Annotated in this window: 20 protein-coding genes, 1 tRNA gene and 1 pseudogene; 6 read left to right on the top strand and 16 right to left on the bottom strand. The window is 72.0% G+C overall.

The window, feature by feature from the left end; genetic code table 11:
• Positions 1-179 precede the first annotated feature (179 nt).
• Entirely contained in the window at positions 180-839 is a 660-nt protein-coding gene (locus K304_RS0120735; protein WP_027765282.1) for a DedA family protein, read from the top strand.
• Positions 840-923: 84 nt separating this feature from the next.
• On the opposite strand, the gene K304_RS0120730 is transcribed toward K304_RS0120735, so the two are convergent.
• From K304_RS0120730 to K304_RS0120720, 3 genes are all read right to left on the bottom strand, one after another.
• Positions 924-1373, bottom strand: a complete 450-nt coding sequence (locus tag K304_RS0120730) for a hypothetical protein (RefSeq protein WP_027765281.1) — start codon at positions 1371-1373, stop codon at positions 924-926.
• A 221-nt stretch (positions 1374-1594) separates the two neighbouring features.
• Positions 1595-1668 (bottom strand) — tRNA-Pro (locus K304_RS0120725).
• 83 nt (positions 1669-1751) lie between these two features.
• A complete protein-coding gene (locus K304_RS0120720) occupies positions 1752-2693 on the bottom strand; it encodes a metallophosphoesterase (protein ID WP_027765280.1) in 942 nt (313 codons plus the stop codon).
• A gap of 115 nt (positions 2694-2808) precedes the next feature.
• Here K304_RS0120720 and K304_RS0120715 point away from each other — a divergent pair, with 115 nt between their 5' ends.
• On the top strand, positions 2809-3273 hold the full coding sequence (locus K304_RS0120715; protein WP_027765279.1) for a GatB/YqeY domain-containing protein: 465 nt from the start codon (positions 2809-2811) through the stop codon (positions 3271-3273).
• A 64-nt stretch (positions 3274-3337) separates the two neighbouring features.
• Here K304_RS0120715 and K304_RS0120710 read toward each other — a convergent pair whose 3' ends face one another.
• The 4 genes from K304_RS0120710 to nth form a co-directional block, all read right to left on the bottom strand.
• A complete protein-coding gene (locus K304_RS0120710; RefSeq protein WP_027765278.1) occupies positions 3338-5551 on the bottom strand; it encodes a transglycosylase domain-containing protein in 2214 nt (737 codons plus the stop codon).
• A gap of 55 nt (positions 5552-5606) precedes the next feature.
• Positions 5607-6809 (bottom strand): MarP family serine protease, encoded by a 1203-nt coding sequence (locus tag K304_RS0120705; protein ID WP_027765277.1) that lies wholly within the window; start codon positions 6807-6809, stop codon positions 5607-5609.
• A 12-nt stretch (positions 6810-6821) separates the two neighbouring features.
• Positions 6822-7493 carry an NUDIX hydrolase gene (locus tag K304_RS0120700; RefSeq protein ID WP_027765276.1) on the bottom strand — a complete coding sequence of 224 codons (672 nt, stop codon included), beginning with the start codon at positions 7491-7493 and terminating at the stop codon, positions 6822-6824.
• A 62-nt stretch (positions 7494-7555) separates the two neighbouring features.
• A complete protein-coding gene (gene nth / locus K304_RS0120695) occupies positions 7556-8545 on the bottom strand; it encodes an endonuclease III (protein WP_486591762.1) in 990 nt (329 codons plus the stop codon).
• Between the two features lie 225 nt (positions 8546-8770).
• Between nth and K304_RS0120690 the strand changes: the two genes are divergently transcribed.
• Entirely contained in the window at positions 8771-9445 is a 675-nt protein-coding gene (locus tag K304_RS0120690; RefSeq protein ID WP_027765274.1) for a Crp/Fnr family transcriptional regulator, read from the top strand.
• Positions 9446-9526: 81 nt separating this feature from the next.
• On the opposite strand, the gene K304_RS0120685 is transcribed toward K304_RS0120690, so the two are convergent.
• The 4 genes from K304_RS0120685 to sp36 form a co-directional block, all read right to left on the bottom strand.
• The gene (locus tag K304_RS0120685) at positions 9527-10357 is read right to left on the bottom strand and encodes an MBL fold metallo-hydrolase (protein ID WP_027765273.1); all 831 of its coding nucleotides are present in this window, start codon (positions 10355-10357) and stop codon (positions 9527-9529) included.
• On the bottom strand, positions 10354-11256 hold the full coding sequence (locus tag K304_RS0120680) for an NUDIX hydrolase (RefSeq protein ID WP_037791415.1): 903 nt from the start codon (positions 11254-11256) through the stop codon (positions 10354-10356). The genes K304_RS0120685 and K304_RS0120680 overlap by 4 nt, the downstream gene beginning before the upstream one ends.
• A 117-nt stretch (positions 11257-11373) precedes the next feature.
• Positions 11374-11847: a RidA family protein gene (locus K304_RS0120675; protein WP_027765271.1), complete on the bottom strand. Its 474-nt coding sequence runs from the start codon at positions 11845-11847 to the stop codon at positions 11374-11376.
• The gene (sp36, locus tag K304_RS33125; RefSeq protein ID WP_106965643.1) at positions 11844-11999 is read right to left on the bottom strand and encodes a Sp36 family protein; all 156 of its coding nucleotides are present in this window, start codon (positions 11997-11999) and stop codon (positions 11844-11846) included. Before sp36 ends, K304_RS0120675 begins: the two co-directional genes overlap by 4 nt.
• A gap of 90 nt (positions 12000-12089) precedes the next feature.
• On the opposite strand from sp36, the gene bagA reads away from it, so the two are divergent.
• Both bagA and bagB read left to right on the top strand, forming a co-directional pair.
• Complete coding sequence (bagA, locus tag K304_RS0120665; protein ID WP_027765270.1) at positions 12090-13079, top strand: ATPase BagA; 990 nt, start codon at positions 12090-12092, stop codon at positions 13077-13079.
• Positions 13080-13126: 47 nt separating this feature from the next.
• Positions 13127-14416: an ATPase BagB gene (gene bagB / locus K304_RS30345; RefSeq protein ID WP_486591794.1), complete on the top strand. Its 1290-nt coding sequence runs from the start codon at positions 13127-13129 to the stop codon at positions 14414-14416.
• 158 nt (positions 14417-14574) lie between these two features.
• Here bagB and K304_RS30340 read toward each other — a convergent pair.
• The 5 genes and pseudogenes from K304_RS30340 to K304_RS30330 all read right to left on the bottom strand — a co-directional run.
• Positions 14575-14868, bottom strand: a pseudogene (locus tag K304_RS30340) (WhiB family transcriptional regulator); the annotation flags it as partial.
• Between the two features lie 740 nt (positions 14869-15608).
• Entirely contained in the window at positions 15609-16544 is a 936-nt protein-coding gene (locus tag K304_RS0120650; RefSeq protein WP_027765269.1) for an alpha/beta fold hydrolase, read from the bottom strand.
• Positions 16545-16556: 12 nt separating this feature from the next.
• On the bottom strand, positions 16557-17021 hold the full coding sequence (locus K304_RS30335; protein WP_051308667.1) for a phage holin family protein: 465 nt from the start codon (positions 17019-17021) through the stop codon (positions 16557-16559).
• A gap of 211 nt (positions 17022-17232) precedes the next feature.
• The gene (acs, locus tag K304_RS0120640) at positions 17233-19197 is read right to left on the bottom strand and encodes an acetate--CoA ligase (protein ID WP_027765268.1); all 1965 of its coding nucleotides are present in this window, start codon (positions 19195-19197) and stop codon (positions 17233-17235) included.
• Between the two features lie 354 nt (positions 19198-19551).
• The gene (locus tag K304_RS30330; RefSeq protein ID WP_078529434.1) at positions 19552-21963 is read right to left on the bottom strand and encodes a SulP family inorganic anion transporter; all 2412 of its coding nucleotides are present in this window, start codon (positions 21961-21963) and stop codon (positions 19552-19554) included.
• Between the two features lie 291 nt (positions 21964-22254).
• Here K304_RS30330 and K304_RS0120630 point away from each other — a divergent pair.
• Positions 22255-23388: hypothetical protein (locus K304_RS0120630; RefSeq protein ID WP_027765267.1), on the top strand; the 1134-nt coding region annotated here is incomplete at its 3' end.

Here is a 23388-nt window from a genome sequence, read left to right as displayed (position 1 = left end):
CCCCCGCGCACATCGCCCGTTCCGCCCGAAGCGGCATCGACCGATCGGCTGATGCGGCCGTACGACCTGTCGTTCCCGGAATCGGAGGAGACCGGGTGTACGGCTGCCGCGCACCACTCCTTAGGGTCAGGGGGTAGCCGTACGACCGCCCGCCGCGTCCACCGACCCCGAGGTGCCCCGTGACGACCGTCCTCCTCTCCGCGTCCGACCAGTCCCCCGGCGGCATCGCAGGATGGGCCACCAGCCTCGTCGACACCCTCGGCGGACCCGGGGCCGGGCTGGCCATCGCCCTGGAGAACCTCTTCCCGCCGCTCCCCAGCGAGGTCATCCTCCCCCTCACCGGCTTCGCCGCCGCGCAGGGCGTACTCAGCCTCCCCCTCGCGATCTTCTGGACCACCCTGGGTTCCGTCGTCGGCGCCGCCGCCCTCTACTGGATCGGCGCGCTCCTCGGGCGCGACCGCGTGCGCCGCATCTGGGCCCGGATGCCGCTCGTCAAGGCGTCCGACCTGACGCGCACCGAGGAGTGGTTCGAGAAGCACGGCACCAAAGCCGTCTTCTTCGGGCGCATGGTGCCCATCTTCCGCAGCCTCATCTCCGTCCCGGCCGGCGTCGAACGGATGCCGCTTCTGGTGTTCCTCGGCCTCACCACGCTGGGCAGCGCCATCTGGAACACCGTGCTGATACTCGCCGGCTACCTGCTCGGCGACCAGTGGCACCTGGTCGAGCAGTACGCGGGCATCCTCTCCAAGGTCGTCCTCGGCCTGGTCCTCCTGGCCGTCGCCGTCTTCGTCGTCAAGCGCCTCCGCGAACGCAGCCCCCACCCCGACCGCGCGAACTGACCCGCGCGGGGCCGCCCTTCCGGTACGCACGGCGACGTCCCGCCCGAGCCGGGGCCGGGCGGGATCCGCAGGGGCGCGGGTGCGTCAGCGGTTGCGGTGGAGGCGGCCGCAGGTGGTGCGGAAGCCCTCACCGCTCTCGGTGTAGCAGTAGTCGAGCGTGTTCCGGTCGAGCAGTTCGAAGCTGTACGTGCCCTCGGCGTCCGCGCCGGCCATCAGCTCGGCACCCGGCGTGAACGCGCCGACCAGCCGGTCCTGGCGCGGGCCGTCCGGGGTGGACCAGCGCATCACCCCGCGGAACGTCTTGCCCTGCTGCTCCCGCACGGTGAGCGTGACGGGCCCGTTGCGGTACCCCTCCACGTCGGCGATCCGCTCCCGGAAGCCGCTCCACTTGCCGAGCAGTGACACGTGGCGGGAGCCGCCGCCGTCCGCCGCCGACCCTCCTGCGACGGCGGATCCGGCGGTGACCGGCGCCATCAACAGCGCGGCGGCGACGACCACGGCGCCTCTCGTGAGCGCACGCTTCGTGGGGGCCATGAACTGTCCTCTCGTCATCGGCCGGAGACGGCCGGAACCCCCCTGGGCGTGATCAACCTAGGCAGACCGCCCCCGCACCGCATCCCCTGCGCGCCACCCGGGCGACGCGCGTCCTTCCCCCGGAGCCGGGGGAAGGACCAGTACCGGGGAAGGGACCAGCGGGACGACATGCCGAAGGGCCCGTACTCAGCCGAGTACGGGCCCTGTGCGGTGTTCTCCAGTCGGGGTGGCGGGATTTGAACCCACGACCTCTTCGTCCCGAACGAAGCGCGCTGCCAAGCTGCGCCACACCCCGAAGCAACGGGGACTACTCTAGCCCAGGTCCGCCCGGACGCGAAATCCGGTTTCTGCGGGGGCGGCGGGGTCGTTCCGGGCTGGTCAGGAGGCCGGGGTGAGGGTGAGCAGAGTGGCTTCCGGGGGGCAGGCGAAACGGATCGGCGTGTACCGGTTGGCGCCGCAGCCCGCGGAGACGTGCAGGTACGAGGTGCGGCCCCCGGCGCGGTGGGTGGAGAGTCCCTTGACCCGGTCGGTGTCGATGTCGCAATTGGTGACCAGGGCGCCGTAGAAGGGGATGCAGAGCTGGCCGCCGTGCGTGTGGCCGGCGAGGATCAGCGGGTACCGGTCGGCTGTGAAGGCGTCCAGGACCCGCAGGTAGGGGGCGTGCACGACGGCGAGGGAGAGGTCGGCGCCCTCGTCCGAGCCGCCGGCGACCTGGCTGTAGCGGTCGCGCTTGATGTGCGGGTCGTCCAGGCCGGTGAGGGCGACCTCCTGGCCGGTGGCCAGCTTGAGGCGGCCGCGGGCGTTGGTCAGCTCCACCCAGCCCGCGGAGTCGAAGCCGTCCCGCAGGTCCTCCCACGGGTTGTGGACGGCGTCCTTCACGGGAGCGTTGCCGTTGAGGCCGTGCCGGCCCTGCGCCTTCTCGACGAGGTAGCGGGCCGGGTTGCGGAAGCGGGGACCGTAGTAGTCGTTGGAGCCGAAGACGTACGCGCCGGGAAAGTCCATCAGCGGGCCGAGGGAGTCCAGCACCTCGGGGACGGCCTCGGTGTCCGAGAGGTTGTCGCCGGTGTTGATCACGAAGTCCGGACGCAGCCCGGCCAGCGAGCGGAGCCACTGCTGCTTCTTGCGCTGCCCGCACACCATGTGGATGTCGGAGATCTGGAGGAGGCGGAGCGGGGGCGCTCCCGCCGGCAGGACGGGCACGGTCACGCGGCGGAGCCGGAAGGCGCGCGGCTCGACCGCCACCGCGTACGTCAGGGCGGCAGTGCCGGCGGCCAGCACCCCGGCCGTCGCTTTGAGGGGGATTCCGTATCGCGCGCGCATCCGGCCATGGTCGCAGACGCGGCACGCTCCGTGCACGGCCGCGGACCGGGGGCGGGGCCGCCCGCCGGGGAATGCGGTGGGCGGTCGGTGGGTGGGGCTGGCAGACTCCTGTGCCATGACCACGCTCAAGTCCCGGCTGCAGGACGACCTGACCGCAGCGATCAAGGCGCGCGACGAGTTGCGCTCCGCCACGCTCCGGATGACCCTCACCGCGATCACCAAGGAGGAGGTGGCGGGCACCGAGTCCCGTGCGCTCTCCGACGACGAGGTGCAGAAGGTGATCACCCGCGAGGCGAAGAAGCGGCGCGAGGCCGCCGAGGCGTTCGAGAAGGGCGGCCGCGCGGCCTCGGCCGAGCGCGAGCGCGCGGAGGGCGAGGTGCTCGCCGACTACCTTCCGAAGCAGCTGTCGGACGACGAGCTGGAGCAGATCGTCGCCGAGTCCGTGGCCGAGGCGAAGGGGCAGGGCGCCGAGGGGCCGAAGGCGATGGGGGCCGTGATGAAGATCGTGAACCCGAAGGTCGCCGGGCGGGCCGAGGGCGGCCGTGTCGCCGGCATGGTCAAGAAGCTGCTCGCCGGCTGAGGCGCGCGAGGACGAACCGCCGAGGGGGCGCTCCTGACGGGAGCGCCCCCTCGCGCGTGTCCGGTCAGTCCCGGCCGCGGCCCCAGCCGCCTCCGTTGTCGTTGCCGCCGATGAGGTCCGGCGGGATGGTGAAGTCCGGGAACGGGTTCCCGCCGCCATCGCCGGGCCGGTCGTCGTCGCGGTCCTCGTCCCGGTCGTCCTCGGGCTTCTTCTGCTCGGCGCGCGGCACGTCCACGTCCTGGAACGGCGTCGCGGGCGCGCCCTCCAGGGCACCCGCGATCCCGCCCTTCCAGATGGGTGCGGGAAGGCACCCGCCGCAGACCTTCGGGTAGTACTGGCCGCCCACCGTGATGCCGTACATCTCGACTTGGTGGTTGACGTCGCCGACCCAGACGGCACCGGACGCCTCCGGGGTGTAGCCGACGAACCAGGCACTCTTCATGCCGTCGGTCGTGCCGGTCTTCCCGGCGTTGTCCCGGTCGGCCAGTTTGGCGGAGGGGGCGGTACCGCTCGTCACCACGCCGGTCAGCATCTCGTTGAGGGTGTCCGCGATCTTCTCCGGCATCGCGCGGGAACACGTGGACTCCGGCACGCCGAGCTTCCGTCCCTTGTCGTCCGTGACGGCATCGAGCGCGATCGGTGTGCAGTGCACGCCGCGGTTGGCGAAGGTGGCGTAGGCGGTGGCCATCGTCAAGGGGGAGGCGCCTTGCGTGCCCAGGGTGAGGGAGGGGACCTCTTGGGTCGGGTTTCCGTCCGCGCGGTGGAAGCCCGCCCGCTCAGCCGTCTTCTTCGCCGCGCAGACGCCGGCTTTCTCCTCCAGCAGCACGAAATACGTGTTGATCGACTTGGCCAGGGCCGAGCTCATGTCCCAGGTGCCCTTTTCGCTGTCCAGCTCGTTCTGCAGGGACCACGGCCCGGCCCCAGGCGCTCCGTTGCAGTCCGTGAACCTGCTCTTGTCGATCTTCAGCTTGCTGCCGGTGGTGAAGGTCTGCGCGGGGCTGATGCCCTTCTCCAGGGCGGCGGCCGCTGTGAAGGCCTTGAACGTCGAGCCGACTTGGTAGCCGTTCTGCGGGCCGCCCATGTCGTGGTCCACGGAGAGGTTGAGCGTCGTCTCGTTCTCCGCCGGTCGTGTGCCGTACGGACGGGACTGGGCCATGCTCAGGATGCGTCCGGTTCCGGGCTCGACGACGGTCATCGCGGAGGCGACGCTGTCCGACTGGTCGACGCGGGAGGTGACGGATTCCTGCGCCGAGGTCTGGGCCTGGGGATCGAGCGTGGTCTTGATCGTCAGGCCGCCGCGGTTCCACCGGTCACGCCGGTCCTGGGCGGTCTTCCCGAACGCCGGGCTGGCGAGGAAGACCTCCTTCACGTAGTCGCAGAAGAAGCCGGCGCCGTTGACGGCGGTGATGCAGCCCTGCTGAGGCTGACTGACGTCCAGGCCGAGGTCCTGCGCCGCGGCGGCCTTCGCCTCTTCGCGGGTGACGTCGCGGCTGCCGGCCATGCGGGACAGGACGGCGTTGCGGCGCTGCTTCGCGCGGTCCGGGTTGATCGTCGGGTCGTAGTAGCTGGGCGACTGGACGAGGCCGGCGAGCAGGGCGCTCTCGTGGAGTTCGAGGTCCTTCGCGGGCTTGGAGAAGAACCGCTGGGCGGCGGCTTCGACACCGTACGCGCCCTGCCCGAAATAGGTGATGTTGAGGTAGTTCTCGAGGATCTGCTTCTTGGTGAGCTCCTCCTCGATCTGGATCGCGTACTTCAGCTCGCGGATCTTGCGGCCGATGGTCTGCTGCTGGGCCTCTGCGACGGCGTCCGGGTCGTCCTTCGCGGCCTCGACGAAGACGTTCTTCACGTATTGCTGCGTCAGGGTGGAGGCGCCCTGGCTGATCTGGCCGGACTGGGCGTTCTCGTTGAGCGCCCGGAGCACGCCCTTGAGGTCGACGGCGCCGTGTTCGTAGAACCGGGAGTCCTCGATGGCCACGATGGCCTGCTTCACGTACGGCGACATCTGCGCGGTGTCGACGACGGTGCGGTCGCGCGAGTAGACCTTGGCGATCTCACCGCCCTCGTTGTCGAGGATGGTGGTGCGCTGGCTCAGCGGCGGGCGCTTCAGCTTGGCGGGGAGCTCGTCGAAGCCCTCGACGGATCCCTTCGCGGCCAGGCCCATCAAGCCGAAGCCGGGAAGGGCGATGCCGGCCGTGACGGCGCCCGCGAGGACGCTGACGCCGATGAATCTCGCGACCTGCTGGGGCATGGAGAGCCCACCCGCGCGCTTGGAAGCCATAAGGGGCAGCGTAGACGACCGCCGGGAACCGCCGGGAGGGGACGGCCGGGCGCCGTCAGAGGGCGCAGCTCTGGCTGTCGACGGGGCCGAGGTTGTCCGTGCTGCCGGCCTTGATGTCGGGGAGGACCTCGTCGGCGGTGAGGGCGTAGCCGGTGCGGTCGTTCTCCAGCGACTTGGCGAACACCACGCCGTAGACCTCGCCCTGCGGGGTCAGCAGGGGGCCGCCGGAGTTGCCCTGGCGGATCATCGTGTAGAGCGAGTAGACCTCGCGGCGGACGGTGCCGCGGTGGTAGATGTCCGGGCCGTTGGCCCGCAGCGTGCCGCGGACGCGGGCGGACCGTACGTCGAACGCGCCGTTCTCCGGGAAGCCGGCCACGATCGCGCCGTCGCCGCTCTCCGCGTCGCCGTCGGCGAACTCCAGGGCGGGGGCCTCCAGGCCGGGCACGTCGAGCACGGCGACGTCGCGCTCCCAGTCGTAGAGGACCACGGTGGCGTCGTAGAGGCGGCCCTCGCCGCCGATCTGCACGGTGGGTTCGTCGACGCCGCCGACGACGTGCGCGTTGGTCATCACCCGCTGGTCGTCGAAGACGAAGCCGGTGCCCTCGAGGACCTTGTCGCAGCTGGTCGCCGTGCCGACGACCTTGACGATGGACTCCTTGGCGCGGGCGACGACCGGGCTGTTCGCCAGGGCGGGGTCGGGCGGCGGGACCTCGGCGATGGGCTCGTTGGAGAAGGGGGAGAAGACCTGCGGGAGGCCGTTCTGCGCGAGGACGGAGGAGAAGTCGGCGAACCAGTTGTTGGCGTCCTCGGGGACGACCTGGGAGACGCCGAGCAGCACGCGCGAGCTCCGCACCTCCTTGCCGACGGTGGGCAGCGCCGTGCCGGCCAGTGCGGAGCCGATGAGCCACGCGACCAGCAGCATGGCCAGCACGTTGACCAGCGCCCCGCCCGTGGCGTCCAGCACACGGGCGGGGGACCAGGTGATGTACCGCCGGAGCCTGTTGCCGAGGTGCGTGGTGAACGCCTGACCCACGGACGCGCACACGATGACGACGACGACGGCCGCCACCGCGCCGAGCGTGCCCGGGGGCGCGTCGTCGGTCAGCTCGCTCCACAGCGGGGGCAGCACCAGGATCGCCGCGAGCCCGCCCCCGAGGAAGCCGATCACGGACAGGACGCCGACGACGAAGCCCTGCCGGTAGCCGACGAAGGCGAACCACAGGGCCGCGAGCACGAGCAGTATGTCCAGCACGTTCACCGCGTCACCGTCTCATGCCTGCCAATCGAGCGGGACGAGGTTTTCCCGGTCCCACGGCCGCTCCCAGCCTGCGAAGTGCAGGATGCGGTCGATGAGTCCGGCCGTGAAGCCCCACACCAGCGCCGAGCCGACGGCGAACGCGGGCCCGCGGTAGCCGCGGGGGTGGACGACGGTGACGCGGTTGGCCGGGTCGGCGAGTTCGGAGACGGGCACGGTGAACACCCGGGCGGTCTCCGCCGGATCGACCGGCGAGACGGGCGTCGGCCGGCGCCACCAGCCGAGGACGGGCGTGACGACGAAGCCGCTGACCGGGATGTAGAGCGCGGGCAGCGTGGCGAAGAGCTGCACGCCCGACGGGTCGAGGCCGGTCTCCTCCTCGGCCTCGCGCAGGGCTGCGTACAGCGGGCCGTCGCCGTCCGGGTCGCCGTCCTCGGGGTCGAGTCCGCCGCCGGGGAACGACGGCTGGCCGGCGTGGGCACGCAGGCTCGAGGACCGTTCCATCAGCAGCAGCTCGGGTCCGTGCGCGCCCTCGCCGAAGAGGATCAGCACGGCGGACGGCCGCCCGCCGCCTTCGGGCGGCAGGAAGCGGCTCAGCTGCTCCGGACGGACGGTGGAGACGGCTCGCAGCACGGGCGTCAGCCACTCGGGCAGGCCGTCGGGACGGATCTCGACGTCGAGCGGCACGGTGCCGTTCCGGCCGTGCGCGGACGCCCCGGCCCCCGGGCGGGGGCCGGGGGAGGGGCGGGTCACCGAGCCCCCAGCGGGGGCGCGGGCTCGCCCGGGTAGTCGGCCGGGGGCTTCAGGCGCTGGCCCGGCTTGCCGCCCATCTCGTACTTGAGCAGCTTCCGGGCCTTGTCCGGGTCGGTCTCGCCCTCGCCGTACGCCGGGCAGAGCGGGGCGACGGGGCAGGCGCCGCAGGCCGGCTTGCGGGAATGGCAGATGCGGCGGCCGTGGAAGATCAGGCGGTGCGAGAGCATCGTCCATTCGCTCTTCGGGAAGATCTCCGCGATCTCCTTCTCGACCTTGTCGGGGTCGGTCTGCTCGGTCCAGCCGAAGCGGCGCACGAGGCGGCCGAAGTGGGTGTCGACGGTCAGGCCGGGCACCCCGAACGCGTTGCCGAGCACGACGTTCGCCGTCTTGCGGCCCACGCCGGGCAGGGTGACCAGGTCCTTCATCGTGCCCGGCACCTCGCCGCCGAAGCGGTCCCGCAGCGCTGCGGACAGGCCCAGCACCGAGCGCGCCTTGGCGCGGAAGAACCCGGTCGGGCGCAGCAGCTCTTCCAGCTTCTCCGGGTCGGCGGCGGCCATGTCCTCCGGCGTCGGGTAGGCGGCGAACAGCGCGGGCGTCGTCTGGTTGACCCGCAGGTCGGTCGTCTGGGCGGAGAGGACGGTGGCGACGAGCAGCTGGAACGGGTTCTCGAAGTCGAGCTCGGGGTGGGCGTAGGAGTAGACCTCGGCCAACTCGCGGTTGATGCGCCGGGCACGCCGCACCATGGCGAGGTGCGACTCCGGCTTCCGATCCGCCGCTCTCCGTGCCGCCGTCTGCCGCGGCGCGGTCTTCTTCTCGGCCTTCTTCGCGGCTGCGGGCTCCCTGCCGGAGCCTCTCCCTGCCGCGCCGGCCGCCGTGTCCTTCGCTGCGCTCTTCTTCGTCGATCTCACCGAGCGTGTACCCTCCGTCGCCCCAGCGTACTGCCCGGACGCCTGTTCGCCCAGAGCGGAATCGTCCGCCTCCGTCACTCGCCCGGCCCCCTTCCTGCGCGTTCGACCGGGGTGTCAGCCACCCGGCCAGACTAAAGGGGGCGACTGACATTCGCCCCGCACGAGCGCAATTCGCGGCTCAATCGGCCCCCTGCCGTAGGGGTGGGCGGGCGCGTACGTCAAACTTGTGACTGATCGCACCGCTTTACCGTCCGGCATCATGGGGCCACAATCCCCATGGGCAGGTCGACAAGGAGAGAACTCGTGGACGACGTTCTGCGGCGCGCCCCGCTCTTCGCGGCGCTCGATGAGGAGCAATCCGCCGAGCTGCGCGCCTCCATGACCGAGACGACGCTCGCCCGCGGCGAAGCACTCTTCCACGAAGGGGACCCCGGCGACCGGCTCTACGTGGTCACCGAGGGGAAGGTGAAGCTGCACCGGACCTCCCCGGACGGGCGGGAGAACATGCTGGCCGTCCTTGGCCCCGGCGAGCTCATCGGAGAGCTGTCCCTCTTCGACCCCGGTCCCCGTACGGCCACCGCCTCGGCGCTGACCGAGGTCAAGCTGCTGGGCCTGGGCCACAACGACCTCCAGCCCTGGCTGAACGTGCGCCCCGAGGTGGCCTCCGCGCTGCTCCGGGCGATCGCCCGGCGGCTGCGCCGCACCAACGACTCGATGTCCGACCTCGTCTTCTCCGACGTGCCGGGCCGTGTCGCCAAGCAGCTCCTGGACCTGTCGCGCCGCTTCGGCGTGCAGTCCGAGGAGGGCATCCACGTGGTGCACGACCTCACGCAGGAGGAGCTGGCCCAGCTCGTCGGCGCCTCCCGGGAGACGGTCAACAAGGCACTGGCGGACTTCGCCGGCCGTGGCTGGCTGCGTCTGGAGGCCCGTGCGGTGATCCTGCTGGACATCGAGCGGCTGGCCAAGCGCAGCCGCTGACACCGTCGGCCTCCTGAGGCCCTCGCGCCCCGTGCCCCGAGCGCCGTGCGGCTCCCTCCGGGGAGCCGCCCGGCGCTCGTCTCACACCAGGCCGCGCTCCGTCAGGTACTCCAGCTGGGCGCGCACGGACAGCTCGGCCGCCGGCCACAGCGCCCGGTCCACGTCCGCGTACACGTGCGCGACGACGTCCTGCGCCGTGCGGTGTCCGGACTCCACGGCCGTCTCCACCTGGGCGAGCCGGTTCGCGCGGTGCGCGAGGTAGAACTCGACGGCGCCCTGCGCGTCCTCCAGCACCGGCCCGTGCCCCGGCAGCACGGTCGCGACCCCGTCGTCCACGGTGAGCGACCGCAGCCGGCGCAGCGAGTCCAGGTAGTCGCCGAGCCTGCCGTCCGGGTGCGCCACCATGGTGGTGCCGCGGCCCAGCAGGGTGTCGCCGGTCAGGACCGCACGGTCGGCCGGCAGGTGGAAGGAGAGCGAGTCCGCGGTGTGCCCGGGGGTCGCCACCACCCGCAGCTCCAGCCCGCCGGTCGTGACCACGTCGCCCGCCGCCAGACCCTCGTCGCCGAGCCGCAGCGCCGGGTCCAGCGCGCGCACCGGCGTACCGGTCAGCTCCGCGAAGCGGCCCGCGCCCTCCGCGTGGTCCGGGTGGCCGTGGGTGAGCAGGGTGAGGGCGACGCGCTTGCCGGCCCGCTCCGCCGTCGTGATCACGTTCCGCAGGTGGCTCTCGTCGAGCGGGCCGGGGTCGATCACCACGGCCAGGTCGGAGTCCTGCTCGCCGACGATCCAGGTGTTGGTGCCGTCCAGGGTCATCGGAGACGGGTTCGGCGCCAGCACGCAACGCGCGCGCGGGGAGCCCGAGCCGTCGATCGGGCCGCCGAGCGGACGTCCGGGGAGAGCGGCGGGGTCGGTCACGGCGCCACCCGCTTGGTGAACTCGTCGTGGCCCGGCCAGCTCAGTTCGATGCGTCCCTGCTCGTCCAGCCGGGCCTGGGCCAGGACCGGGTCCAGGTCGCGTTCCGCGGAGCCGACGAGCGCGGCGGCAGGGGAGCCGTACTCCTGAAGCTGCCGCAGGGTGGCGATGGTGGGCGGCATCATCAGCAGGTCGCCGCGGTCGTAGCCGGCGGCGGCGTCCGCGGGGCGGATCCACTCCGTGCGGTCGGCCTCCGAGGAGGCGTTGCGGGTGCGCTGCCCCTCGGGGAGGACGGCGACGAAGAACCAGGTGTCGTAGCGCCGTGCCTCGAACTCCGGGGTGACCCAGCGGGCGAACGCGCCCAGCAGGTCGCTGCGCAGCAGCAGGCCGCGGCGGGCCAGGAAGTCCGCGAACGACAGGTCGCGCGCCACGAGCGCGGCGCGGTCGGCCTCCCAGTCCTCGCCCGTGGTGTCGGCGACGACGGTGTCCGCGTCCGGGCCGGCGAGCAGGACGCCCGCCTCCTCGAACGTCTCCCGCACAGCCGCGCAGACGATGCCCTGCGCGGTCGCCTCGTCGGTGCCGAACCGCACGGCCCACACCGAGCGGGCCGGGCCCGCCCAGCCGATCTCCGCGTCCTCGGCCTCGTCGCGCGGGTCGACGGACCCGCCGGGGTAGGCGTACGCGCCGCCGGCGAACGCCATGGACGCGCGGCGGCGCAGCATGTGGACGGCGAAGCCGCCCGCCGCACCGTCCCCGCCCGCCGCACCGTCCCCGGGGGTCTCCCGCAGGAGCATCACGGTGGCGGCCCGGCGCGGCGTGACGGGCGTGAGGTCGCCCGCCGCGAGCGCCCGGATGCGCTCCGGCCACTCCGGCGGGTACCACTGGCCGTTCTTGGTGGTCATGGGGCGGATGCTACGGGTCGGCGGCCGGATGTTCGAGGGCGCCCGGCGGCGGCACCGTCCCGGTGGCGGCACCGCCGGACGGTGCGTGCACCGCCCGTCAGCCGGCCGTCAGGCCGTTCAGTCCGCCAGCTCGACCTGGATCTCCACCTCGACCGGCGCGTCCAGCGGCAGCACCGCGACGCCCACCGCGCTGCGCGCGTGGACGCCCTTGTCGCCGAGGACCTCGCCCAGCAGCTCGCTGGCTCCGTTGATCACACCGGGCTGCGCGGTGAAGTCCGGCGCGGAGGCCACGAACCCGACGACCTTGACGACGCGCGCGATGCGGTCCAGGTCGCCGACCACCGACTTGACCGCGGCCAGCGCGTTGAGTGCGCACACCCCGGCCAGTTCCTTCGCCTGCTCCGCGCTCACCTCGGCGCCGACCTTGCCGGCGGCGGGCAGCTTGCCGTCCACGAACGGCACCTGGCCGGCCGTGTACACGTACGACCCGGTCCGCACCGCCGGCACGTACGCGCCCGCCGGGGCGGCGACCTCCGGCAGCGTCAGGCCGAGTTCGGCGATCCGCGCCTCGACGGTGCCGCCCGCGGTCACGCCTTCTCCCGCTTGAGGTAGGCCACCAGCTGCTCGGCGTTCGGGCCGGGCACCACCTGGACGAGCTCCCAGCCGTCCTCGCCCCAGGTGTCCAGGATCTGCTTCGTCGCGTGCACGAGGAGCGGCACGGTCGCGTATTCCCACTTCGTCATGGCACGACCCTAGCCTCTACGGGTTCGGGGACGGACGCGGCACGGGGGCGCTACGCGTGCGGGGGTCAGGTCCTGGTTAGGCTCCGACACGTGAGCAGGCTGCACGTAGTCACCGGCAAGGGCGGGACCGGCAAGACGACGGTCGCCGCCGCACTCGCGCTGGCGCTGGCCGCCGACGGCAGGCGCACGCTGCTCGTCGAAGTGGAGGGACGCCAGGGCATCGCACAGCTCTTCGAGACGGAGGCGCTGCCGTACGAGGAGCGGAAGATCGCCGTCGCGCACGGCGGCGGGGAGGTGTACGCGCTCGCCATAGACGCCGAACGGGCTCTCCTCGACTACCTCCAGATGTTCTACAAACTGGGCGGTGCCGGGCGCGCGCTGCGCAAGATAGGAGCCGTCGACTTCGCCACCACCATCGCCCCCGGACTCCGCGACGTGCTGCTCACCGGCAAGGTGTGCGAGGCCGTGCGACGCCGCGACAAGCGCGGCAGGTGGGCGTACGACGCGGTGGTGATGGACGCGCCGCCCACCGGGCGCATCACCCGCTTCCTCGGCGTGAACGACGAGGTGGCGGGGCTGGCGCGGGTCGGCCCCGTGCACCGGCAGGCCCAGGCCGTGATGGGCGTCCTCAAGTCCGCCGAGACGGCCGTGCACCTGGTGACGCTGCTGGAGGAGATGCCGGTGCAGGAGACCGTGGACGGCGTCGCCGAACTGCGCGCCGCCGGACTGCCGGTGGGCGGTGTGGCGGTCAACATGCTGCGCCCCCGGCTGCTGGACGAGCCGGGCACCGCGACCGTGGCGGCCGGCGAGGACGTCGTACCGGCGGGGCTGGCGCGGGCGTTCGCAGCCGCGGGCCTCGGCGGCGCGGGGCGCGGCGGACGGGCGGAGCAGCTCGTCGCACCGTTGCTGAGACAGGGCCGTGAGCACGTCGAACGGGTCGCCCTGGAACGGGCCGAGCGCGCCGAGATCGACGCCCTGGGGCTGCCCGTGTGGGAACTGGAGCTGCTGGACGAGGGCGTGGACCTGGCGGGCCTGTACGGGCTCGCCGCCGACCTGGCGGACCAGGGGGTGCGGAAGTGAGCACGGGAACGGGCGCCGGGGGCGGCGCTGCGCGGAGCCACGGAGCGCTGGAGGACGTGCCGGTGCTCGAGATCGACCCGCTGCTGGACGACACGGAGACGCGCATCGTGGTCTGCTGCGGCTCCGGCGGGGTCGGGAAGACCACCACGGCCGCTGCGCTCGGGCTGCGGGCGGCCGAACGCGGCCGCAAGGTCGTGGTGCTGACCATCGACCCGGCGCGACGGCTGGCGCAGTCCATGGGGCTGACCGCACTCGACAACACCCCGCGCCGGGTACCGGGCGTCGCCGAGGACAAGGGCGGCGAACTGCACGCCATGATGCTCGACATGAAGCGCACCTTCGACGAGGTCGTCGAGGCGCACGCGGACGAGGAACGCGCTCGCGCCATCCTGGAGAACCCCTTCTACGCCTCGCTCTCCGCCGGGTTCGCCGGCACCCAGGAGTACATGGCGATGGAGAAGCTCGGTCAGCTCAGGGCGCGCGACGAGTGGGACCTGATCGTCGTCGACACCCCGCCCAGCCGCTCCGCGCTGGACTTCCTGGACGCGCCCAAGCGACTCGGGTCCTTCCTGGACGGGAAGTTCATCCGGCTCCTGACCGCGCCTGCCAAGGTCGGCGGCCGGGCCGGCATGAAGTTCGTGAACCTGGGTGTGGCCGGCCTGTCGATGTTCACCGGGGCGCTGGACAAGCTGCTCGGCGCGTCCCTCCTGCGCGACGTGCAGACGTTCGTCGCGGCCATGGACACCACCTTCGGCGGCTTCCGCACCCGCGCCGACGCCACCTACCGGCTGCTCCAGGGCTCCGACACGGCCTTCCTGGTGGTCGCCGCGCCGGAACGGGACGCGCTGCGCGAGGCGGCGTACTTCGTGGAACGGCTGGGTGCCGAACGCATGCCGCTGGCCGGGCTGGTGCTCAACCGGATGCACGGCAGCGGCGCGTCCCGCCTCGGTGCGGAGCGCGCCGCGGCGGCGGCGGAGGCTCTCGAGGCCTCGGGTGTTACGGCGTCCGGGGCGTCCTCCGAGGGGTCAGAGGCGTCCGGGGCGTCCGAGGTGGACGAGGCGGGCCCCGTTGCGCCGGAGGACGCCGCCCTGGCGGCCGGGCTGCTGCGGCTGCACGCCGAACGGATGCGCGTCATGGCGCGCGAACGCCGTCAGCGCGACCGGTTCGTCGCCCGGCACCGTGAGGTGCCGGTGGCGGAGATCGGCGCACTGCCCGGCGACGTGCACGACCTGGAAGGCCTGCGTGCCGTCGGCGGTCGTCTGGCGGCCCACCCGGGCGCGGACGGACCAGGTGGTGCGGAGACGCGCGGCCGGCCCGCCGGTCCGCCTGCGGACTAGCCCGCGGCAGCCGCGGCGTAGCGCCGGTACCGCGCCTCCGCGTGGGCGATCACCGCGGTCGGACCGTCCACCACCGCGGCGGTGGCGTCCACCACGGGGGCGTCGGCCACGGCGCCGTCCCTCACGCCGTCGTCGGCGACCGGGCCGCCGAGTTCGTCCGGCAGGACGCCCGTGCTGCGCTCGTACTCCGAGCGTGCGGTCTCCAGAAGGCGGCGCCACGAGGTGACGGTAGGGCGGCGCCGGAGCAAGGCTCTGCGCTCCCGCTCCGTCATCCCGCCCCACACGCCGAACTCGACGCGGTTGTCGAGGGCGTCGGCCAGGCACTCGGTGCGCACCGGGCACCCCGTGCAGACCGCCTTGGCGCGGTTCTGCGCCGCGCCTTGTACGAACAGTTCGTCCGGATCGGTAGTGCGACAGGCGGCCTGTGCACTCCAGTCGGTAACCCAGCCCATGCCGGTGCCGTCCTCTCCCGAATCGAGGCTCCCCCACGGCGGCAAGCGGCATATTCACCGTTGCCAGTTGAGGACGTTACGGAAGCCTGCCCTCGGCGCAACACCCCCTGCGGGTCCAATCTTGAATGGCCCGATCGGACTATGCGTACGCGGCAGATCACCCAACGGAGTGACGGGGCGGCAACCTGCGCTTTTCCGGCGGTGCGGGACGATCGGCGCGCCGGGCACCCGGGAGCGGTGCGCGAGGACCGGTCCGCGCCGGCAGTGTGCGGGCAGCCGAGACGGCAGCTGTGGGGTGGTCGGCGCCCGTCCCGAAGGCACCCGTGGGAGCCGCCTGCTGACGGTGTGTCGACCTCCGCAGGGCGTCGTGGTGTCCGTCCCGCTCGCCGGTGGGCGGCGCGGGGTGGGGGCGGTCCGGTGGACGCCTCCACTGCGCGGACGCCTCACTGTGCGGATCTCTCAGGCGCGTGGATGCCTCAGGCGCGCGCCGAACCAGCGCGCCCGGCGGCCCAGGATGCGCGGGATGCCCAGTGCGGGCTCTCGGGGGTCTCGGAGAGCGAGCCGGTCCCCGCCCCGTACGGGACGCCCCCTCCTCGGACCCTTGTGCTCGCGTGCCACGTCACGATGGTCGTGCGTCAAGCCCATACTTCGGTCTCTGCCCGGCGTCCATGGTCGGTAACCGCACTTCGTGCACTCGTCCGGGGGTTTCCTCGGGCATATGTGCGGCAGTCTTCCGGAATTCAGCGATCCGGTTCGGGGTCGCGCAGCCAGTCGATCAGCTCCGCGGAGAAGACCTCCGGGTCCTCCTCGTGCGGAAAGTGCCCGAGGCCGTCGAAGAGACGCCAGCGGTACGGCGCTTCGACATACTCGCCGGAGCCGGCCGCGCTGCGGGTCCGCAGCACCGGGTCGAGGGAACCGTGCAGATGCAGCGTGGGCACCCGGACCGGCCGCTTCATACGGCGGTTGAACTGGAAGCCGTCCGGCCGTGCCATCGACCGGACGAGCCAACGGTACGGCTCCACCGAGCAGTGCGCGGTGGAGGGGATGCACACGGCCTGGCGGAAGCGGTCCAGCGTGTCGTCGTCCAGGGTGCCGTCCAGCTTGGGCCCGGACCACTCGCGGATCAGCCGGGCCACCAGGGCGCCGTCGTCGGCCGTCAGCCTGCGCTCCGGAATCCACGGGCGCTGGAAGCCCCAGATGTGGCTGCTGGCCGCGCTCTGCCGCATGTCGGTGAGCATCGCGGCCCGCCAGCGACGCGGATGCGGCATCGAGGCGACGGCCAGCCGGCGGACCAGCTTGGGACGCATCACGGCCGCCGTCCACGCCAGGTAGCCGCCCAGGTCGTGGCCGACCAGCGCGGCGTCCGGCTCGCCGAGCGACCGGATGACCCCGGTGACGTCGAGGGCCAGGTTCGCCGGGTCGTAGCCGCGCGGGGTGCGGTCGCTGCCGCCCACGCCGCGCAGGTCCATGGCGACGGCGCGGTAGCCGGCGTCCGCCAGCGCGGTCAGCTGACGCCGCCAGGTCCACCAGTACTGCGGGAACCCGTGCAGGAGCAGCACCAGCGGTCCCTCGCCGGCCTCGGCGATGTGGAACCGCGCGCCGTTCGCCGCCACGTCCCGGTGGGTCCACGGCCCGTCGGGACGTACGACTGCGGCGGTGCTGTCAGGGTGCGTCATGGCCTGAGCGTGTCACACCCCGGACTTCTCCATGGACACCGAGGAGCGGACGACCTGCTTGTCCACGGACACGGAGGGACGCGCATGCGGCTTGACGTTCTGGAGCACGGCCGCGGACTCCTTGGCCGACGCGATGGCTCGCTTCGGCGGCTCGATGCGCTTGAGGGCGGCCTTCGCCACGAGGGCGAGCAGCAGCGCCAGGACGATGAAGGCTCCGCCGACGATCAGGAACGACCAGGCGAGGCCGAGCCCCAGGTTGTGGATCCCGTAGGCGGCGGCGAAGGACAGCACCGGCAGGGAGAACAGCAGCAGGACCGCGGCCACGATGCCGGCGCCGCCCCCGATGGCGCCGCGCTTCACGTCCTGGCGGATCTCCGCCTTGGCGAGCGCGATCTCGTCGTGCACCAGGGCGGACAGCTCGGTGGTGGCCGAGGCGACCAGCTGGCCCAGGCTCCGGTCGTCTGCGGCTGTGCTCATCGCTCTCTCCCTCTGGTTCGGTTACCGGTCGGTCATCCGATGATGCCGGATCATCGTCCCCCTGCGTGTACCCACGCGCGTCGCGGGGGCACCGGAAGGCCTTCCGCCTGCCGGTGCCCCCGCGACGCGTGCGCCGCCGGCGCCCTCGGGCCGTGCGGGCACGGCCGGGTGACGGCGCGTCGGCGCCGCCGCCCTCGCCGGGTGGTCGTGCTCAGTCCTCGCTCGGGGCGCTGGGCATCTTGGCCTCGATGAGGTCCATCACCGAGGAGTCGGTGAGCGTGCTGACGTCTCCCCGCTCACGGTTCTCCGCGACGTCACGCAGCAGACGGCGCATGATCTTGCCGGAACGGGTCTTGGGCAGCTCCGCGACGGCCAGGATCTGCTTCGGCTTCGCGATCGGTCCGAGCTGCTTGGCGACGTGCTGCCGCAACTCCTCCGAGAGTCCTTCGTCCTCGGCCGCAGAGCCGCGCAGGATCACGAACGCCACGATGGCCTGCGTGGTCTGCGGGTCGGTGGCGCCGACCACCGCGGCCTCGGCGACCTTGGGGTGCGCGACCAGCGCGGACTCCACCTCCGTGGTGGAGATGTTGTGGCCCGAGACGAGCATGACGTCGTCGACCCGTCCGAGCAGCCAGACGTCGCCGTCGTCGTCCTTCTTCGCGCCGTCGCCCGCGAAGTACTTGTCCTGGAAACGGGACCAGTAGGTGTCGAGGAAGCGCTTGTCGTCGCCCCAGATGGTGCGCAGCATCGACGGCCACGGCTCGGTGAGCACCAGATAGCCGCCCCCGCCATCGGGGACCTCGTGCGCCTCGTCGTCCACGACGGTCGCGGAGATGCCGGGCAGCGGCACCTGGGCGGAACCGGGCTTCGCCTCCGTCACGCCGGGCAGCGGGCTGATCATCATGCCGCCGGTCTCCGTCTGCCACCAGGTGTCCACCACGGGCGTACGGTCCCCGCCGATGTGGTGGCGGTACCAGACCCACGCCTCGGGGTTGATCGGCTCGCCGACCGAACCGAGGATGCGCAGCGACGACAGGTCGAACTTGGCCGGGATGTCGTCGCCCCACTTCATGCACGCGCGGATCGCGGTGGGCGCGGTGTAGAGCAGCGTCACGCCGTACTTCTGGACGATCTCCCACCAGCGGCCCTTGTGCGGGCTGTCCGGGGTGCCCTCGTACAGCACCTCGGTGGCGCCGTTGGCCAGCGGCCCGTAGACGATGTACGAGTGTCCGGTCACCCAGCCCACGTCGGCGGTGCACCAGAACACGTCGGTCTCCGGCTTCAGGTCGAAGACCGCGTGATGGGTGTAGGCGACCTGGGTGAGATAGCCGCCGGTGGTGTGCAGGATGCCCTTCGGCTTACCGGTGGTGCCGGAGGTGTAGAGGATGAAGAGCGGGTGCTCGGCGTCGAAGTCCTGCGCGGTGTGCCGGTCGGACTGCCGGTCGACGAGGTCGTGCCACCACACGTCCCGGTCGTCGTGCCAGGCGATGTCCTCCTGGCCGGTGCGGCGCACGACCAGCACCGAGCGCACGTTCTCCGTGCCCGGACGGGTCAGGGCCTCGTCGACGGCCGGCTTCAGCGCGCTGGCACCGCCCTTGCGGTACCCGCCGTCGGCGGTGATGACCACGCGGGCGTCGGCGTCCTGGATGCGGGTCGCCAGGGCGTCCGCGGAGAACCCGCCGAACACGACGGAGTGCGGGGCGCCGATGCGGGCGCAGGCCAGCATGGCGACGACGGTCTCCGGGATCATCGGCATGTAGACCGCGACCCGGTCTCCCGCCTGCACGCCCAGCTCGGTCAGGGCGTTCGCCGCCTTGCAGACCTCACCCTGGAGATCCGCGTAGGTGAGCGTGCGGGTGTCGCCCGGCTCGCCCTCGAAGTGGAAGGCGACCCGGTCGCCGTTCCCCGCCTCGACGTGCCGGTCGACGCAGTTGTAGGCGACGTTGAGCTTGCCGTCGGCGAACCACTTGGCGAAGGGCGGGTTGGACCAGTCGAGCGTCTCGGTCGGTTCGGTGCCCCAGGAGAGGCGACGCGCCTGCTCGGCCCAGAAGCCCAGCCGGTCGGCCCTCGCCTGCTCGTACGCCTCCGCCGCCACGTTGGCGTGGGCGGCCAGCTCAGCGGGAGGAGCGAATCGACGCTCCTCCTTGAGAAGATTGGCCAGGCTCTCGTTACTCACGACATCTCCCTTTCCCAGGGTGTCCGTTGTGTCCCATGCCTAGGACCTGTCCGGCGCATCTTCTCGGGCCCGCGACGACGGCTACGGCACCTCTCCCCTGTGCCCTTCGGGCACGGGGGTGTCCCCACCGTTGTCGCATCGCGCGAGTGCGACAGGCACGAGCTGCGATCCTCCGCCTTGCGATGCGTCCCCACGGTCCTGGCGGACCTGGGGAGACCCCATGCACCAGACGCCGCGGGCCGACCCTCAAAGATCCGCCTGACAGGCCCTAGCTCATCAGCCCGTGCGCCCCCGTGACAAGGGTTGACGCGGAATATTGGTTTAGACCTGTTGAGGTGTTCTCCTCGCGCTGTCTCACGAGGGCCCTGCTCCCCCTGCGGAGGCGTGCGCACCGCATCCCGAGGGGGCTGGCGCGTGACGTGCGCCCATCGCTCCGCTCATCTCTCCGTCCTCCGGCTGTACCGGGAGGAACACGGGCCGCGCCTCGCGAAGGGACGGTGCGAGATCCATGACGTACGCCTGCGCCTCCCCGACGTGGAAGTACATGCCGTGCAGCTCCAGGGCGCCCCTCGCCACGCGCTGGGCCACGCAGGGGTGAGCGACGAGGTGCTCGAGCTGCTGGACCACGTTGGCGAGACACAGCGCCTCCAGAGCGTCCGAGGTGCGGCCCGGAACGCGCGGCACCGAGCGGGGCTGCTCGGCCGCTCGGCGCACGCTCGACGCGCCGTGCCGCAGCCACCTGCCGAGCGAACTGTCCACGGCCGCCGCGTCGGCGGCCTGCAGTGCCTGCATCGCCCCGCATCCGGAATGCCCGCAGACGGTGATCGACTCGACCTCGAGCACCTCCACCGCGTACTCGATCGCTGCTGCGACCGAGTCGTCCCCGCTCTCCTGGCCGGGCAGTGGCACCAGGTTGCCGATGTTCCGCACCGTGAACAGGTCTCCCGGACCGCTGGAGGTGATCATGCTGGTGACCAGCCGGGAGTCCGCACAGGTGAGGAACAGGTGCGACGGACGCTGCCCCTCGGCGGCCAGCCGGGCCAGCTCCTTGCGGACCCGTGGCGCCGTGGACCGCTGGAAGTTCCGCACGCCGCCGAGCAGCTGCCCCCGGCGCGCGGTGTGTTCCGGGCGCTCGCCGGACGTCGGGCGGGTGCACTGGTGGTTGCGCCACGGTGTCCAGGGCGAGCATCCGTGAGCGGCGGGGGGCTCGGCGATCTGCCGGCCCTCCCGCCCCTCGACGTCCACGCCGCCTCCGCGCGCCTCCTGGGTCGCGCGCCACTCCTGCAGGGTCTCGAAGGCCGCGTGGTCCATGAACGACCCGTCCAACTCGACGACCGCGTCGGCTCCTTCCGGAACGCGTGCGAGTGCCCGGCTGAGCCGGGGCACGGCGAGGAACGTGAGCTGCCCGCGCACGTGGACCCGGTGGACGGCGCCGTCCACCCGGATGGTGATCCGCGTGTGGGCCAACCTGTTCAGCGCGACGGCCACGGCGAGGACGATGCCGATGCCCACGCCCTCCAGTACGCCGAGCAGCACCACTCCTGCGAACGTCGCCGCGTACACCAGGGCCTCCCGGTGCCGGGTGACCGTCCGGATGTGGGAGATCTTCACCATCTGGACGCCGACCACCATCACCAGTGCGGCCAGTGCCGCGAGGGGGATCCGTTCCAGGATCGCGACGGCCAGACCGGCTGCGAGCAGCACCCATACGCCGTGCAGGATGGAGGAGTTGCGGCTGACCGCTCCCGCCGCGACGTTGGCCGAGCTGCGCACCGCCACTCCCGCGACGGGGAGGCCGCCGAGGGCACCGGAGACCACGTTGGAAGCGCCGAGGCCGCGCAGCTCCCGGTCCAGGTCGGCGCGCGGCACCCGGTCGTCGCCGGTCCGCGCGGCGGTGAGCTTGTCCATCGCCACGGCGGAGAGGAGGGTCTGCACGCCGGAGACCATCATGATCGTGAGCAGCCCGGCGAGCAGCCCCAGCAACGGCCCTTCGGGGAGCTGGGGAAGCGCGTGGCTCCGCCACGAGGGCAGGTCGACCCTGGCCAGACCGAGACCGGCCGCCGTCGCCACGACGGTGGCCAGGCCCACGGCGGCGAGCGGTCCGGGCACCTTCGCCAGCACGCCGCCTGCTCCGCCGGGAAGCCGGCGCAGCCACGGCCAGCCCAGCAGCACGCCGACGGTGAGTGCGCTGACCGCGAGGGCCGTCGGGCGGGTGTCGACGAGCTGACCCGGGAGTGCGGCCAGGTTCGCCACCGCCGAACTCTCCGGGCTTCCGCCGAGGACGATGTGCAGCTGTGCCAGGGCGATCGTGACGCCGATGCCCGCCAGCATGCCGTGCACGATCGCCGGGCTCACGACGAGCACCGACCGGGCCACCCTGAGCCGGCCGAGGACGAGTTGCACCAGACCCGCACCCACGGTGAGTGCGCAGGTGGTGCGCCAGCCGTAGACGTTGATCAGGTCCGCGGTGACGACCGTGAGACCGGCGGCGGGTCCGCCGATCTGGAGCGGCGCGCCGCCGAGCCGTCCCCCGACGATGCCGCCGACCGCGGCGGCGACGAGTCCAGCCTGGAGCGGAGCCCCTGCCGTCAGCGCGATGCCGAGAGAGAGCGGCAGCGCGATCAGGAAGACCGTGACGGACGCCGACAGGTCGGCGACACGGCGGTTCCGACGGCGAATCCGTTCGGGGTCACGGGAGGCGCAGCTCTTCTCTCCGAGGGCTTCGCCGGCGCTGCGTGGAGTGCGTACGGGGGCGGTGGACGGCATCGTTCGGTCACCTCCGGGCGTTTGGTCTATGCGCCTTCACCTGCGTATACGCGACAAGCGAAAGATCACGACTACTCTCAGTAGTGGTAAATGAAGCGTAAGGGAACGTAAAGACTTGGAGAAGTCGACGGTGATGATCACTGCGAATGTTCCGCCTTGCGAGTGAAAAAGTAAGCCAGTCCGCTTGTCATACCGGCTCTTCCCTCCTTCCGGTGTCACGTTGGGGCGGCGTCCATCGCGCACATCAGCTGGACGGCTGTTCTTCCCGACTTGTGAGGATGAGGTGAGCCCATGACCGTCAGGAGACGCCGGGCCGCGGGTACGGCCACGCTGACCGCCCTGGCACTGCTGCTCGGCGGATGCGCCGGCCCCGGGGGTGAGGACGCCGACGACGGCCGGTCGTCGCGGAGCTCCGACGACGAGGTGCCCCGGGCCAAGCCCCGGTTGCTGGGGGACGGCTCCACGGCCGTCACCGGCCGGCAGCCCGGCCAGCCCGTGCCGAGCAGACTCGCGCCCGGCGCGAAGCCGCCCCAGTTCGTGGTCTTCTCGTGGGACGGCGCCGGAGAGGACGGCAACCGCCTCTTCTCCCGCTTCAGGGAGCTGGCGAAGGAGTACGACGCCTCCATGACCTACTTCCTCAGCGGCATCTACCTGCTGCCCGAGGAGCAACGCGAGCGCTACCACCCGCCCGGACACCCGGTGGGCGCATCCGACATCGGCTACCTCGACGACGAGGACATCCGCGCCACACTCCGGGAACTCCGCCTCGCCTGGCTCGACGGAAGCGAGGTCGGCACCCACTTCAACGGGCACTTCTGCGGTCCGGGCGGCGTCGGCAGCTGGTCGGTGCAGGAATGGAAGAGCGAGATCAGGCAGTCCAAGTACTTCGTCCAGCACTGGAAGACCACCACCGGCTGGAAGGGCATGCCCCCGCTGCCCTTCGACTACGACAAGGAGCTGATCGGCGGCCGCACCCCCTGCCTCGAAGGCCGTGACAACCTGCTCCCCGCAGCCAGGGACATGGGATTCCGCTACGACTCCAGCGGCAACGGCACCCAGGTGTGGCCCGGCAAGGAGGAAGGGCTGTGGGACCTGCCGTTGCAGCAGATCCCCATGCCCGGGCGTTCGTTCGAGACCCTGTCGATGGACTACAACTTCCTCGCCAACCAGTCCGGCACGGTCGAGGGCGACCCGGCCAGGCGGGCGTACTGGGAGCGTCAGTGGCACGACGGTCTCCTGCAGGGCTTCCGCCGCGCCTACGAGGGCAACCGTGCCCCGATGATCGTCGGCAACCACTTCGAGCAGTGGAACGGCGGCATCTACATGGAGGGCCTCGCCGAGGTCATCAAGACGGTGTGCCCGCTGGAGGACGTGCGCTGCGTCTCCTTCAAGCAGCTCGTCGACTGGCTCGACGCCCAGGACCCC

Source organism: Streptomyces sp. CNS606, from assembly GCF_000426325.1.
This window is presented reverse-complemented; position numbering and strand designations above follow the sequence as displayed.

What these genes read in the sequence shown, in the direction of transcription:
- K304_RS30335 (WP_051308667.1), bottom strand. Translation starts at nt 17,021, where the DNA reads ATGAGCACAGCCGCAGACGACCGGAGCCTGGGCCAGCTGGTCGCCTCG.
- sp36 (WP_106965643.1), bottom strand. Translation starts at nt 11,999, where the DNA reads ATGACGAAGTGGGAATACGCGACCGTGCCGCTCCTCGTGCACGCGACG.
- K304_RS0120720 (WP_027765280.1), bottom strand. Translation starts at nt 2,693, where the DNA reads ATGCGCGCGCGATACGGAATCCCCCTCAAAGCGACGGCCGGGGTGCTG.
- K304_RS30330 (WP_078529434.1), bottom strand. Translation starts at nt 21,963, where the DNA reads ATGCCGTCCACCGCCCCCGTACGCACTCCACGCAGCGCCGGCGAAGCC.
- K304_RS0120715 (WP_027765279.1), top strand. Translation starts at nt 2,809, where the DNA reads ATGACCACGCTCAAGTCCCGGCTGCAGGACGACCTGACCGCAGCGATC.
- K304_RS0120730 (WP_027765281.1), bottom strand. Translation starts at nt 1,373, where the DNA reads ATGGCCCCCACGAAGCGTGCGCTCACGAGAGGCGCCGTGGTCGTCGCC.
- K304_RS0120710 (WP_027765278.1), bottom strand. Translation starts at nt 5,551, where the DNA reads ATGGCTTCCAAGCGCGCGGGTGGGCTCTCCATGCCCCAGCAGGTCGCG.
- K304_RS0120680 (WP_037791415.1), bottom strand. Translation starts at nt 11,256, where the DNA reads ATGACCACCAAGAACGGCCAGTGGTACCCGCCGGAGTGGCCGGAGCGC.
- K304_RS0120650 (WP_027765269.1), bottom strand. Translation starts at nt 16,544, where the DNA reads ATGACGCACCCTGACAGCACCGCCGCAGTCGTACGTCCCGACGGGCCG.